This is a genomic window from Methanothermobacter tenebrarum (assembly GCF_003264935.1).
GTDB classification, from domain to species: domain Archaea; phylum Methanobacteriota; class Methanobacteria; order Methanobacteriales; family DSM-23052; genus Methanothermobacter_A; species Methanothermobacter_A tenebrarum_A.
In genome coordinates this window covers 15,053-29,370 of record NZ_QLOE01000011.1, presented here as the reverse complement: position 1 = coordinate 29,370, position 14,318 = coordinate 15,053, and the positions used below count along the sequence as shown (strand labels likewise).

Annotated in this window: 14 protein-coding genes and 1 tRNA gene; 5 read left to right on the top strand and 10 right to left on the bottom strand. The window is 40.1% G+C overall.

Features of this window, described 5'->3' with window-relative positions; genetic code table 11:
- Nucleotides 1–15: 15 nt before the first annotated feature.
- Entirely contained in the window at nt 16–495 is a 480-nt protein-coding gene (locus tag DPC56_RS07380) for a GNAT family N-acetyltransferase (RefSeq protein WP_245923972.1), read from the bottom strand.
- Nucleotides 496–559: 64 nt separating this feature from the next.
- On the opposite strand from DPC56_RS07380, the gene DPC56_RS07375 reads away from it, so the two are divergent.
- Nucleotides 560–633, top strand: a tRNA-Ala gene (locus DPC56_RS07375).
- Here the strand turns inward: DPC56_RS07375 and DPC56_RS07370 are convergent.
- Genes DPC56_RS07370 through hypA form a run of 3 tightly spaced genes read right to left on the bottom strand, consistent with a single transcriptional unit; the run spans nt 634 to nt 2,707 of the window.
- The gene (locus tag DPC56_RS07370) at nt 634–1,662 is read right to left on the bottom strand and encodes a DUF354 domain-containing protein (RefSeq protein WP_112094434.1); all 1,029 of its coding nucleotides are present in this window, start codon (nt 1,660–1,662) and stop codon (nt 634–636) included.
- Nucleotides 1,663–1,683: 21 nt separating this feature from the next.
- A complete protein-coding gene (gene hypB, locus DPC56_RS07365; RefSeq protein ID WP_112094433.1) occupies nt 1,684–2,331 on the bottom strand; it encodes a hydrogenase nickel incorporation protein HypB in 648 nt (215 codons plus the stop codon).
- A 4-nt stretch (nt 2,332–2,335) separates the two neighbouring features.
- Nucleotides 2,336–2,707 (bottom strand): hydrogenase maturation nickel metallochaperone HypA, encoded by a 372-nt coding sequence (gene hypA / locus DPC56_RS07360; protein ID WP_112094432.1) that lies wholly within the window; start codon nt 2,705–2,707, stop codon nt 2,336–2,338.
- Nucleotides 2,708–2,816: 109 nt separating this feature from the next.
- On the opposite strand from hypA, the gene DPC56_RS07355 reads away from it, so the two are divergent.
- A complete protein-coding gene (locus tag DPC56_RS07355; RefSeq protein WP_112094459.1) occupies nt 2,817–3,680 on the top strand; it encodes a ribose-phosphate diphosphokinase in 864 nt (287 codons plus the stop codon).
- On the opposite strand, the gene lonB is transcribed toward DPC56_RS07355, so the two are convergent.
- Nucleotides 3,677–5,572: an ATP-dependent protease LonB gene (gene lonB, locus DPC56_RS07350; RefSeq protein WP_112094431.1), complete on the bottom strand. Its 1,896-nt coding sequence runs from the start codon at nt 5,570–5,572 to the stop codon at nt 3,677–3,679. The genes DPC56_RS07355 and lonB overlap by 4 nt on opposite strands.
- 101 nt (nt 5,573–5,673) lie before the next feature.
- On the bottom strand, nt 5,674–6,432 hold the full coding sequence (locus DPC56_RS07345; protein ID WP_112094430.1) for a PAS domain-containing protein: 759 nt from the start codon (nt 6,430–6,432) through the stop codon (nt 5,674–5,676).
- A gap of 75 nt (nt 6,433–6,507) precedes the next feature.
- Between DPC56_RS07345 and cobQ the strand changes: the two genes are divergently transcribed.
- Entirely contained in the window at nt 6,508–8,022 is a 1,515-nt protein-coding gene (cobQ, locus tag DPC56_RS07340; RefSeq protein ID WP_112094429.1) for a cobyric acid synthase CobQ, read from the top strand.
- Here the strand turns inward: cobQ and DPC56_RS07335 are convergent.
- Nucleotides 8,011–9,432 (bottom strand): DASS family sodium-coupled anion symporter, encoded by a 1,422-nt coding sequence (locus DPC56_RS07335; protein WP_112094428.1) that lies wholly within the window; start codon nt 9,430–9,432, stop codon nt 8,011–8,013. The genes cobQ and DPC56_RS07335 overlap by 12 nt on opposite strands.
- Before the next feature lie 66 nt (nt 9,433–9,498).
- Between DPC56_RS07335 and DPC56_RS07330 the strand changes: the two genes are divergently transcribed.
- The gene (locus DPC56_RS07330; protein ID WP_245923971.1) at nt 9,499–10,497 is read left to right on the top strand and encodes a DNA-methyltransferase; all 999 of its coding nucleotides are present in this window, start codon (nt 9,499–9,501) and stop codon (nt 10,495–10,497) included.
- Here DPC56_RS07330 and DPC56_RS07325 read toward each other — a convergent pair.
- Nucleotides 10,492–10,764 carry an ATP cone domain-containing protein gene (locus DPC56_RS07325; protein WP_181454423.1) on the bottom strand — a complete coding sequence of 91 codons (273 nt, stop codon included), beginning with the start codon at nt 10,762–10,764 and terminating at the stop codon, nt 10,492–10,494. The two genes, DPC56_RS07330 and DPC56_RS07325, sit on opposite strands and share 6 nt — an antisense overlap.
- 334 nt (nt 10,765–11,098) lie before the next feature.
- Between DPC56_RS07325 and pheT the strand changes: the two genes are divergently transcribed.
- The gene (gene pheT, locus DPC56_RS07320; RefSeq protein ID WP_112094425.1) at nt 11,099–12,742 is read left to right on the top strand and encodes a phenylalanine--tRNA ligase subunit beta; all 1,644 of its coding nucleotides are present in this window, start codon (nt 11,099–11,101) and stop codon (nt 12,740–12,742) included.
- A gap of 11 nt (nt 12,743–12,753) precedes the next feature.
- Here the strand turns inward: pheT and DPC56_RS07315 are convergent, their stop codons facing one another.
- Nucleotides 12,754–13,158, bottom strand: coding sequence for a secondary thiamine-phosphate synthase enzyme YjbQ (locus DPC56_RS07315; RefSeq protein WP_112094458.1), 405 nt, complete (start codon nt 13,156–13,158; stop codon nt 12,754–12,756).
- A gap of 20 nt (nt 13,159–13,178) precedes the next feature.
- Nucleotides 13,179–14,312: a DUF362 domain-containing protein gene (locus tag DPC56_RS07310; protein WP_112094424.1), complete on the bottom strand. Its 1,134-nt coding sequence runs from the start codon at nt 14,310–14,312 to the stop codon at nt 13,179–13,181.
- Nucleotides 14,313–14,318 lie beyond the last annotated feature (6 nt).

The window sequence follows — 14,318 nt, the reverse complement described above, 5'->3', positions numbered from 1 at the left end:
CTCACATAAATAATTTTATTTTACAAACTTTTCAAAGAGTACCATATCCTCTCCCTCACCATTATACCCTTTGAAAACATTCACATCCCCAATTTTCTTGGTTTCAGGGCCTTTGTAGTCCTTAAATCCGTGTTTCTTGTAAAATGATATTGCTCTCTTGTTTATTGGTTTTGTTATAAGGGATATTCTCCTAATATTCTTCCTTTTAACATTCTCTATAAATTCTTTTAAGAGTTTGGATGCTATGCCATAGCCTCTAAATCTTGGATGAACACATAAAAGATGTATATATGCCTCCTTTGGATTGTCCTGTGATATGAATCCTAGAAGGAATCCTATCATCCTATGGTCTTCTTCGGCTACAAATGATGTGTTTGAGAAAAATTTTGTGAACAGATGATATATAGAGTTTCTCTCTGTGGCCATTGGTTTGCATTTCAATGCGAGTTCCGCTATCTTAATGAAATCCCTTTCCTTAACATTCCTAATATTCAATATATCACCCTAATGTAGGGTTAAATTTAAATAATATAATATCCAATAATTCCTTGTATAATGGGGGCTGGTAGCTCAGGTTGGTAGAGCGTCGCCTTGGCATGGCGGAGGCCCCGGGTTCAAATCCCGGCCAGTCCACTAACCCTTATTAGCTGCATTGTAAATGTTTTCGATTATTATCTTAAATAGGTCATCTGTTTCTATTTTTGGCGGCTTTTTATCATCTAATAACAATTTCAGGGCTAGTTTTACTATTTCATCCGTTTCAGTTGATCTGTGCATTAGACCATTCTCTATATAGAATTTATCTACTGCTAATGGTTTACCAGGGTAACATGATATGACAGGCGTTCCTAGGAGTGCGGCTTCACGGTTCATGGTACCCCCAGCCCCTATCATGAGGTCACATTTTTTCATCAGACTAAAGGTATCCACTGGCGGTTTAAGGATTGTCACATTCTCATAGCCTTTGAACAATTCGGCTTGTTCTTTGAATCTTGGTATGACTAGTATGTTAGCATGATCCTTGAGCATTTCAACTATGGGCGTTAAAACTGATTTGTGACAGTCTGCATCCAAATATGATGCTAAGGCCGGTTCCGGCCGCATTAGGATGGTCTTTTCTTTTTTTAGTTCCAGTTTAAGATCATGGAATATTTTATCATTGTATTTGAAATTTTGGAAATGTAGGATCTCTGATGTGCCCCTGTAACGTATTATGGAGTTTGGGTCCGCGCCTGTTTTTATAACATCCCAAAGGTCTATGACTTCTGGCATTATTATTTTCTCGCATAATGGTAGTGTGAGTTTATTAGCGGCTATTGCATGTTCATTATCGAGTATGTAGACACTGGGGATTTTAAGGCCGAATGTTACCCTTGGAAGTTCTATTGAATGCTTTGACACTCCAACATCAGGTTTCTCCTCTATTATCAGCTTTGAGAGCTTATAAGCCCTTTTAGTGCTCTCCTTTAATTTTTCAGCTAATGAGACTCCATGTTTGCCTATTGATATGAAATCGAATCCGAATAATCTCATTAATTTGTGTATGTCCCCAAATTTGCGGATGGTTATAATGACATCTTCCCCTTCCCCTTGTAAGTATTCAATGATATTCTTGAAAAATCTTACATGGGGTGCGTTTGTTATGTCAATCCATACCTTCACATGATCACCAAAAGGAGAGGATTACATGGCCTCTAGTATGGCTTCTATAACCTCTTTAATCCCTTCATCATTTTTTAGGCTGGTTTTTATAACCTTTACATGGGGGTTGATCCTTGATACGTCTTCCACCATTTTGTCAATGTCTGCGCCAACTGCATCTGCAAGGTCCACCTTGTTTATTATTACGAGGTCGGCCTCTTTGAAGATCAGTGGGTGTTTCTGGACGGTGTCATCACCTTCTGTGGCGCTTATGATAACTATCCTCATATGCGAACCAAGATCAAAATCGACTGGACATATGAGGTTTCCCACATTTTCTATGAATAATAGGTCTATTTTATCAAGTGGGAGGTCTTCAAGGCCGTGTTCTACGAGGTGGGCGTCAAGATGGCACTCTTTGCCTGTGTTAAGACCCACTACTGGGATGTTATACTTTTTAACTCTTTCAGCATCAAACTTGCTTATAATGTCACCTGCTATCACGCCTATGGAATAATCCATATTTTCTATGAGTTTCTCTATGAGCGTGGTTTTGCCTGAACCTACCGCTCCGAGGAAGTCTATTGCAAAGACCCCTGCCTTGTCAAGTAGTCTTTGATTACGTTTTGCAAGTTTTTTGTTGGCTATCAGTATATCATTTTGTATTTCCACCTCTGCAATCTTGTGCATAATATTATTCCTCCTGTTCAATTTTTATGTTCTTGATGTTGCATTCTCTCCCATCAATTATCTTAAAGTTGCCCCTGCCACAAGATGGGCATGAAATTATCGGATTATAATGGTCTAATTCATCATTGGATCCTATTCCACCTTTATATCCGCAGGAACATTCTATCTTGGCGGGTATTACTTCAATGTTAAATTTCGCACCCTCTAGTATAGTGTCTTCACTTAAAACTTCTAATATGAATTTTATCTGCTCTGGGTTAAGAAGTGTTAACTCTCCAATCTCGATTGTAACCTCTAATACTTCTATGGCATTGTTCTTCTCGGCAGAGTCAATAACTGTTTTTATAATAGCATCAGCCATTGAAAGTTCATGCAAAGGGATCACACCTCTCAGAGTCTAATAATGGTATGGATTTATATTATCTATGAAAGGAGTTAATATAGTCTATGTGAATATTAAAATATTCCTTGCAAGGGTGATCATCTTGATAATAGGGGGTTCTGCATCTCAAAATTTGGCGGCTAAGGTTGCTAATCTACTCCATGATCGATTGTGTCCAATAGAAACACACAAGTTCCCTGATGGTGAAAGATACATTAGGATAAAGGGTGAAATCCCCGATGAGGTTGTTGTCATCCAATCAACAGGGTATCCTCAGGATGAAAATTTTATGGAGTTATTTTTAATAATAAAAACCCTTAAGGATATTGGCGCCGATAAAGTGAAGGCTGTGATACCATACCTTGGATATTCAAGACAGGATAAAAGGTTTAAACCCGGCGAAGCCGTTTCTGTGAAGATAATAGCAGAACTACTAGAAGCTGCGGGTGCTGATGAAGTATTCTCCGTCAACTTGCATGAACATAATATAATCAAATTTTTCAACATACCGGCTCATGAGCTTTCAGCCATACCGCTACTTGCAAAACATTTATCCCCAATAGTTGATGATCCTATCATAGTCGCGCCTGATAAAGGTGCCTTGGCCCACGCCAAGACAATGGCTGAGATAATAGGCTGTGAATACGATTACATGGAAAAAGTGCGTATTTCACCCGAAAAGGTGGAGACACGCCTTAAAAGCTTTGATGTGGAGGGTAGAAGTGCTATAATAGTTGATGATATTATCAGTACAGGGGGTACAATTGTCAATGCAGCTAGGATATTACGCAGTCAAGGCGCTAATGATATCAAAGTGGCTTGTGTACATGCTGTGCTCGTTGATGATGCTCTATTAAGGATATTCTCAGTTGGCGTGGATGATGTTATAGCCACTGATACCATAAAATCAGAGGTTAGCAGAGTATCAGTGGCTCCACTTATAGTAGAAGCCCTAAAAGGGGATTAATGGGTTGTGGGATTCTTTATTATACCCTTTGGCATGATATCGCTGCTTATCCTCTGCATCTTCTCTATGAGACTCTCCTTACCCTTACCAATGAGAGCATGTTCCAGGACCTCTCCTAGGCTTTTCACGGGTATTACTTCTATTTTATCCTCATATTTCTTCTCGATCATCACATCATCCATGTTAGCCTTTGGGATGAGCACTTTTTTTATCCCTGCTTCTGCCGCGGCTTCTATCTTACCTGTAACGCCGCCAACGGGTAATACATCCCCTCTTATGCTTAATGATCCTGTAAGCGCCACGGACTGATCCACTGGTATCTCTTCAAGGGCTGATATTACTGCTGTGGCGACTGATACGCTTGCACTGTCACCCTCCACGCCATCGTAGGCTTGTAGGAATTGTATGTGTATGTCATAGTTGGAGATGTCGGTACCGGTATATTTTTTGATAAGTGCACTTACATTCTGGACGGCTTCCTTGGCTATCTCACCCAGTTTACCGGTTGCTATGATTCTACCTTCTTCTTTGCTCTGTGCGGGGGCGGCTTCAGCGGCTATGGGCAATATTATACCACTACGATCCCCTATGATTGCCAATCCATTCACTCTACCGATTTCACTTCCATGGGATTTGAAGACGCTATATTTCTTCTTCTGGGTGATGTACCTGTCCGCTATCTGTTGTTCGAGGGTTCTTGCAAATTTCTTCGCCTTTAGCACGTGCTTTTTGGATACGAGTTCCGCGCCCTCGCTCTTTGCAATATCACCAGCTGCTCTTACAAGGCCTCCAAGATCCCTTAATTTTAGGGTTAGTGAATCTTTCTTACCTGCTCTTCGCTGGGCTTCCCTTATGATCTCTTTTATGGCATCCTTGTTGAAATGGGGTATCCTTCCATCCTTTTCCACTTCTTGTGCCACGAATTGTACAAGTTTTTCTCTGTTCTCTGGGGTGTCTGGCATGGTGTCTTTCATGTAGACCTCATATCCATAGCCTCTTATCCTTGAACGTAACGCTGGGTGCATTCCTTTGAGTACATGTAGGTTACCTGAGGCTACGAGCACGAAGTCACAGGGTACTGCTTGTGATCTTACCATGGCGCCGCTGCTGGTTTCGCTTTGTCCTGTGATTGAGTATTTCTTGTCTTGCATTGCCGTTAGGAGTTCTTGTTGTGTTTTCATTTTCATTGTACCTATTTCGTCGATGTATAGTACTCCTTTGTGGGCTTTGTGTATCATCCCTGCCTCTACTCTTTCGTGTGCTGGGGTTCCTAGGCCTCCTGACTGGTATGGGTCGTGTCTTACGTCTCCTAGTAGTGCTCCTGCATGGGCTCCGGTTGCGTCGACGAATGGTGCTGTTTTTTTCCCTTCATTGTTTATTAATAATTTTGGTACCATTATTGTTTTCTGTGGTCTTACTTGTTGTAGTGCTAGGAATATTATCCCCGCTGCTATTATTGCTGCGAGGAATTGTTTGAGCATGAATCCCATGAGGAGTATGAAACTTATTATAGCGATCATGAAGAGGTTTTTCTTTTCTTCTTGGGCTCTTGCCCTGTTTTTGTGGCTCATCACAATCCTTTTACCTTCACCGGCGGGTACTGTGCTGATCACGGGATTGTTTGGGTCGTCGAGGTTGGGATAGACCAGTATATCTTTGAGTTCTTCTCTTGGTAATAGTTCTGCCATCGCCCTTGCGAGCATTGATTTTCCTACTCCAGGTTCTCCGATGAGTAGTACATTACGACGTTGCTCAGCAGCCTTTTTTATCGTTTCAACCGCTTCTTCCTGGCCTATTATCTGATCTATTAATCTTTTGGGTACTGGTATGTCTTTTGAAGTTTCATATGAAAATGATTCTTTCATGTTAGCTTTTTTAACCTCGCTTGTCATGTTTATCCAGATTCCTCCCCTATTTAAATTAAAAAAATAATCACTATGATACTAGGATGTTTTTCATAAGTTAAATATTTTTCTAACATTTATTTATTTTATTATTTTTTTATCTCAGCTATAAGTGCAAGTGCATTCTGTATGAATTTTTCGACTATCCTACGATACTTCTCTTCCCTGGCCCTTAACTCCTCCTCCATCTTCTTCTTCTCAGTGATATCCCTTATAATGGATGTAGTATAGTTTTCCCCATTGAAGGTCCAGGGGGTTAATGACATTTCAACTGAGATGATAGTTCCATCAGCCCTTCGACTTTTAGTTTCGAATATTTTGCCTGCGAGGGGATGTTCACCCTCCCTCTTGAATTTGTCCATCATCTTCTTAAAATCTTCATGAAACTCGGATGGTATTATAAGGGTAAGTTCCCGGCCTATGATTTCATCACGCTCATACCCGAATACCCTATAAAATGAGGGGTTCGCCTCGAAAATCCTACCATTCTCATCGACTATGAGTATGGCATCAGCAGTGGATTCAAAGACGGATTTGAACCCTTCTAATAGTTTTTCGCTGGGTTTCATTGATAGGAATATCCTCCCATCCTTGAGTGGGATGCATGTCACAAGCACAGGTATAATTGAACCATCAACCTTGAGATTTGTATGTAGATCCTCAACAAACCTCCCTGAAATCCTAGTATCCAAAATATCCTTAAGATTAACCCCTTTTAACCTATCCTCTGGTAGGCCAGTTAATTTTATGAATTCATTATTATATTCTTCTATGACAGAATCTTTTGCTATGAGATTAGCACTTTTAGAATATTCAAAGAAGATATCTTCAAGGCTAGGGGATTCCATGAAATCAACCTCACTACTTTTTTATCTAAAGTATTGGATATATATACCTAACAGTCACTGGGGGATAGTCATCATATGAGCGCAAAGTGTATAATGATCCAGGGAACATCATCAAATGCTGGTAAAAGCGTTATGGTAGCTGCACTCTGCAGGATATTCGCAAAGAAAGGATACAGAGTGGCGCCATTCAAATCACAGAACATGTCACTCAACTCCTACACAACAAATGAGAACAGAGAGATAGCAATGGCACAGGTTCTGCAAGCAGAGGCCGCAGGCGTCGAACCATCACATCACATGAATCCCATACTATTAAAACCCAAGGAAGAGTTCATATCACATGTTATAGTCCATGGAAAACCAGCAGGGGACATGAACTTCTATGATTACCAGAGAAAATTCCGAAAAAAAGCCTTAAAGGCCATAAAAGAATCCTTAGACCATCTAAGAAAAAATTATGATCTTATAATCATTGAAGGTGCGGGTTCGCCAGCAGAAATCAACATGCGCCAATACGACCTAGCAAATATGGAAATAGCACACCTAGCAGACGCTGACGTGATACTAGTAGCCGACATAGACAAGGGAGGCGTATTCGCATCAATCGCAGGCACATTCATGCTACTAGACAAGAAAGACAGAAAAAGGATAAAAGGAGTGGTTATAAACAAATTCAGGGGAAACTTGGACATACTATTACCAGGCATCAAAAGGATAGAAGAAATAACCAAAGTCCCAGTACTTGGGGTCATACCTTATGATGAAAACCTCAAATTGCCAGAAGAAGACTCAGCCTCGCTATCAGAGAGAAAATACAAAAGTAAAGGAAAAATAAAAATAGGAGTCCTAAGGCTGCCGAGAATATCCAACTTCACAGACATAGACCCCCTAGAGTATGAAGAAAACGTTTCAATAAGATTCATAGAAGCAGAAGATACACTCCACGGATTAGATGCCATAATAATACCAGGGACCAGGAACACGATAAACGACCTTCTATTCCTAAAAGAAAAAGGATTCCACGACGAAATAAACGATCTTAAGGATGAAAGTCTAATATTTGGGATCTGTGGAGGATTCCAAATGCTAGGCAAAAAAATAATAGATGAAGACCATAGAGAATCACGACATGGGAGCATAGAAGGCCTAGGACTATTAGACTGTAAAACAGAATTCACAGGCGCCCCAAAGATAATAACACAGAGCCAGGGAAAAATAATAGGCCAAGGAATATTCCAGGGATTAAAGGGCGCCCAAGTCAAAGGCTACGAACTCCATGAAGGCATAACAATCCTAGGAGACTCCAAACCTCTAATACTCCTAAAAAGGGGCTGCGGTAACATGCCAGGAAAGAAATTGGATGGGGCAGTTGAAGGAAACATTGCAGGAACATACCTACATGGCATATTCCATAACCTAAAATTCCGAAGATACTTCACAAACATACTCCGCGAAAGAAAAGGCCTAGAAAAAATACCCTACAATATAGACGAATACAATACAAGATTTTCCATTGAAAGACTAGCAAAGACCGTGGAAGAAAACATCAACCTAGAATTCATAGAAAAACTAATAGAATCAAGCCCCTAGAAAAGGCCTTGCTATCGTGAAAAGGACGAAGATCGTCACGATTATCCCCGAGATAATAATTGGAATCCCACTCCTTGGAATATCCCGCAACTTCACAAAACCAGTCCCATGGGCCATGGCCACCGTAGGATCTGCTGTAGGTAACATGAAAGAGAGTGAACATGCTATTGCAACAGGCACGGCATAAATACCAACAGGTAAATGTTGCGTATGGGCAAGGGTGACAGATAAAGGCACAAGTATAGCTGCCAATGCTATATTAGACATAACCTGCGTTATACTAACAGCTAAAACTATAAGGACAAGGGTTATGATTAAGGGGCTGGGGGATCCTAAGGCCACTATTATATCCTTTATAAGCCACTTAGCAGCCCCAGTATTTAAGAGGGCGGATCCGAGTGAAAGAGCACCCCCAAAGAATATTATAAGCCCCCAGTCAATGTTCTTCTGCGCATCTCTCCAACTTATCACACCCGTGAAGAGGAAGAGCACACCAGCTATGAGTGCCACAGAATAACTATCTATGCCAGTCCAACCAGCTGTAACCCAAAGTACTATTGCAAAGAATAATATTAATAGGGTTATCTTTTCATTACGTTTCATTGGCCCGAGTAAATCGAGTTTATCATCCACGGTTTTGTTCCTGGTGTCATGGACTTCTGGTGGGAAAATTCGCAGTAAAATCTTCCAGACTATCAACATGAGTATTATTGAAAGTGGGAAGCCGAATATCATCCAGTTTAGGAATGGTATTTTTGTGTAGGCTGCTGCCATGAGGTTGGGGGCTGTTCCTATCTCTGTTGCGAGTCCACCTGCCAGGGAGCCAAATGATGCTCCGAGGACCATGCTCTTGGCGAAATTGCTTTCACCATTCTTGGCATTTTCACAGCCCATTAAGTCGATTATCTCTTTTATGACTGGGAGTAGCATTGCAAATGCCACAACATTTTCGATCCAAGCCGATAAGAGGCCTGTTGAGAATATGCTCACAAATAATGTCCGTTTAGGGGAAATTCCAAGTTTTGAGAGGAGTGTGTAGGTTAACCTGAGGGCGAGTCCACTCTCTCTTATCGCATTCGCCATTATAAAGCCGCCTATTATGAGAAATATTATAGGATTTGCAAATCCTATAACCGCATCTTCAAAACTCTGAATACCCATTAATGGTTGTATAAATAATATGATCATGGAAGTCACAGCTAATGGTACAACCTCACTAATCCACATGCTGACGGCGAAAACTAATAATGACAAGGCTGCATGGCCAGAAGATCCAATCCCAGGCAATGGTATAAGATAAACTATTAAAGCTAATAGTATGCTTATCAAAAGATAAAAATAATTCTTTCTGCTGGCCACATGGACACCAACTTTAAGTTGGTATCCTTTTTTATATATAAATGTTTCCATGAAAAACTTCCTATGAGGGGGGATATGAAAACTGTTCATAGAATAATTTTTAAAAATTCGAAGGATATGGATGAAATTACTAACGAGAGTGTGAACTTTGTACTCACATCACCACCATATCCGATGATAGAGATATGGGATAGTCTATTCTCATCGTTTAATCCTCGGATAGGTGAAGCCCTCGAAGACGGGGATGGGATGAGAGCATATGATCTCATGCACAAAGAACTGAATAGTGTCTGGGATGAAATAGATCGGGTAATATGTCCTGGGGGGATTGTTTGCATTAATATAGGGGATGCCACGCGGAAAATAGGAGATTCTTTCAAAGTTTACGCAAACCATTCCCGTATAATATACTATTTCGAAAAGAAAGGCTACAATATTCTACCACTTATTATTTGGAAGAAACATTCAAATAAGCCGACAAAGTTCATGGGCTCTGGGATGCTACCACCAAATGCCTATGTCACACACGAACATGAATACATACTAATATTTCGTAAAAATGGCCCCCGTCAATTCAAAACAGAAAAAGAAAAAGAGAAAAGGAGGAATAGTGCATACTTTTGGGAAGAGAGAAATGAATGGTTCTCGGATATATGGGCCGACTTAAAGGGCACACCACAAAAATTAGATGATATAGAAAGAAAGACAGCAGCATACCCTTTAAGATTGGCATATAGGCTGATAAGCATGTACTCAATCCAAGGCGACACCATTTTAGACCCCTTCTTGGGCACTGGGACAACCATGATAGCTGCAATGTGCGCTGCCCGTAATTCAATAGGATATGAGATCGACACCAAATTTAAGAATATAATAGAAGCGCGAATAAAAGAGATTAAAAGATTATCAAGGGAACTCATCAGGGAACGCTTGAAAAAACATGCAAAATTGATCAAAATGAAAAATACTAGATATAGATCGAAATATTACGGCTTTAATGTTATGACAAAACAAGAACAGGATATATTATTCCAGATAATAAAAGAAATCAGAAAAGATGATGGAAACAGATTCGAAATAACCTATAAACCCTTAAAGTTTGTCAACTTTCTATGATTTGTATTTCTTCTCAAATCTCCTCCAAGACTTTGCAATGTATGGTTCACACTTATCAAGTTCAGTGAGTAGACACATTCTTATAGTGTCGGTCTTTATCTCCTCTTTACCCTCCAATTTCTTGGTTACACTCTCATATATCTTGTCTATTATCTCCTTTTTCTCTTCAAGACTATAACCCGCATCGATAGTAGCCTTTTCGAGAGATGCTCTGATCTTCCAAGGCTTATATGGCTCCAATCTCCCTCTTCTCTTTATAACCCTCATCACTCTTCACCATCCGCATCTCATGGGGTTTTTCTAATATTAAGTGGGGGGTTTAATCTCTCAAATCCGTAACTGCTGGGATTTCACAAAGCTTTCTATCCTTTGCCGTCCATTAAGACACTGGATTATATTTTATTTTTGGACATATTTAAACTTAACATACCAGCCCCCTTCTTCTATCCACTTTCTCACGACGGATCCTCAGGCAACAGAATAAGATAAAGGATTATTCTGAATTCTAAAGACCATGATCTAAAAATTGGACTTATATTCAGTAATTTTTATATTTCATGTTACTATATTAGGTTCATAGAAATCTCATTGGTGTTCTATAATGCCAGTTATAACAGTTGAATATGAGGATCTGAAAGAACTGGGAGTAGATATAAGCAAAGACAAACTTATTGAGATTCTCCCTATGATGGGCAGTGACATCGAAGAATTTGATGAAAAAAGTGTAAAAGTGGAATTTTTCCCTAACAGGCCAGATCAACTTTCGGTGGAAGGTGTTGCAAGAAGCCTTAAAGGTTTCCTAGGCCTTGAGAAAGGCTTACCATCCTATAAGGTTAAAAAATCTCAGATGAAACTGTATGTGGACAAGAGCGTGACGAGTATAAGACCCCATATTGGGATGGGCGTTGTTAAGAATGTTAATTTTAACGATAAAAGGTTAAAGCAGGTTATGGAGTTCCAAGAGGATCTGCATTGGGTCATAGGAAGAGACAGGAAAAAGGTGGCCATAGGCATACATAACCTTGATGTGGTGGAGGCTCCATTCACTTACAAGGCTGTTAAACCAGATGAGGTGAAGTTCACCCCACTCGACTGTGACCATGAAATGACACCAGCCCAAATACTCAGAGAACATCCAAAAGGCGTGGAATACGCCCATCTCTTGGAAAAATTTGATCGTTATCCCCTCATCCTTGACAAGGACGATAACGTCCTCTCAATGCCGCCCATAATTAATGGGGAGCTTACAAAACTCACAGATGATACCAGCAACATCCTCATAGACGTCACAGGGATTGACGAGCGCGCTGTCATGCAAACATTGAATATAATCTGCACTTCCTTCGCAGAATCCAATGGCAGAATAGAAAGCCTTAAGATACTCCGCCCAGAAAAAGAACTTGAAACACCAGATCTAACAGCCAAAACAAAAAAATTAAAGGCTTCAAATGTTACAAGGATAACAGGGATAAAACTCGACTCAAAGACCATAATAGATCTTCTAGGAAAAGCTAGGATGGACGCGGAGATCATATCAGAGGATGAAATCAAAGTTAAAATTCCACCCTACAGGGTTGATATACTCCATGAAGTCGACATCATCGAAAACATAGCAATACAATACTGTTTCAATAATATTAAACCTGAGATCCCGGCAATCCCAACCATAGGAGAGGAAGACCCATGGTATGCGATTGACAAGTTCATAAGAGAAATCATGATAGGCCTCGGCTTCCAAGAGATCATGAGTTTAATGTTAACCAACGAAGAAAACCATTACCTGAAAATGAGACTCGAAGAAGATGAAAGAGTTGAAGTGGCACAGCCAATATCCACTGATAGGACAATGATAAGAAAAAGCTTACTTAATGGCCTGCTGGAATTCCTAGAAGCTAACAGGCACGAAGACCTGCCACAGAAGATATTTGAAATAGGTGATGTAGTATACATTGACAAGACCCAGGAGACAAACACCCGACTAGTTAAGAAACTTGCAGGTGCTATAATACACTCAAATGCCAACTTCACCGAAATAAAATCCACAGTAGCAGCTATAATAGAAAATCTTGGATACAAATTCCAAATAGAACCCATGGATCATCCATCTTTCATAAAAGGCAGATGCGCAAAAATAGAAGATAATGGGTTAAAAGGATTCTTCGGAGAATTACACCCAGAGGTTATAACCAACTTCAAATTAGAGTACCCTATAATCGCCTTTGAAATAACATTCCCTAGCAGATAAGGCCACAAGGCTTATCTTCCAATTACTGTGACCCTGACTCTGCGCCTTCTTGGACCATCAAATTCAACAAAGAATATGCTCTGCCATGTTCCAAGATCTAGGGAACCACCAATAAGGGGTATGCTCTGACTACCCCCTATGATCATCGCCCTTAAATGGGAATCTGCATTATTATCAATGGCATTATGCCCATAGGATCCGCCCATAGGTATCAACTTTTCAATAACCTTCTCAAAGTCTCCAAGGAGCCTTGATTCATTCTCGTTTATGAAAATAGCTGAAGTAGTGTGTCTCGTGAAAACATTCACAATACCCTCGCTGATACCGGAAGCCTTCACAATATCTTTCACCTTCTGTGTTATGTTCACAAGTTCCATCCTCTTTGAAGTCTTTATGTTTATTTCATCCGAAAACATTTCCACTATGATCAAACCTCCTATCTTCTGTTGGATAAGCGTGAGGTCAACTTGTAAAGGAAGCTTTTCTCATGATAAAATGCATGATGAGGGCAGAGTTCCATGCAGCATAAACAATTCACACACTTTTCATAATCAAATACTGGAGATGACATGCCCTGAGTAAGGGCGCCGGTGGGACAAGCCTCTACACATACCCCACAATTTTTGCAATTTCTATCATCAATGGCTGGCCTCGACCACCAAAACCTTAAAAGTGTCTTAGCTAACCTCAAAGGTAAAAATTCAAGGGCATGATATATATTTGAGGGCCATTTGAAGTCATCTATTAGTGTGGGTTCATCCCCTATGACTTTAATGTTACCTAAGCCTTTTCCGAGTCCCCTTTCTATTGCTATCCTATTAGATGGTATCATATATGGATCCATTCCAAGGATGTGGGAGATGTAAACGTCTAATGCTACTGTATCATTTGATGCGAGTATGATTCCAAGTTTTCTTGGATTGCCTCCTGATGGGCCGTTGCCTTCCATTCCAATTATACCATCTACGATGGTCAGGTTTGGTTGTGTGAGTTCATATATGTCAACTATTCTTTCACTGAATTCTGAGGGGCTTGGGTATCTTCTATGGTAATCTGTTTTTCTGGCTCCTGGGATGGCCCCGTACATGTTTTTTATGGCGCATGTTAATATTGTTAGGTTATGGGTTTTTATCTTCGGGAGGTTGATGATGAAATCGCATTCTAGTATGGGTTTTGCTATGGGATATTTTTCTGATTTGAAATTTTTGATGTATGATCCTGTTGATTCGAAATTTAATAGTTTGATACCTAGTTTTTTGCTTATGCTTTTCATCCCAGTTTTTTCCCATAGGTTTTCTAGGTTGGTGTAGGGGCTTCCTGGACTGTCACCTATCATGACTTTCACATTTTTTTCGAGTAATATTCTTGCCGTGGCTTCTACAATTGTTGGGTGTGTTGTTATCCCCTCTTCTGGTGATGCGCCCATTAGAAGGTTTGGTTTGAGGAGTACGTTGTCGCCTTTTTCTAAATCATCAAATCCACTTATATTATTGATACATTCTCTGATGGCTTCTATGACCCTTGAAGGATCGTATGATGTGCATTTCTTCACTGCTATCAATGATGTCAATTATGG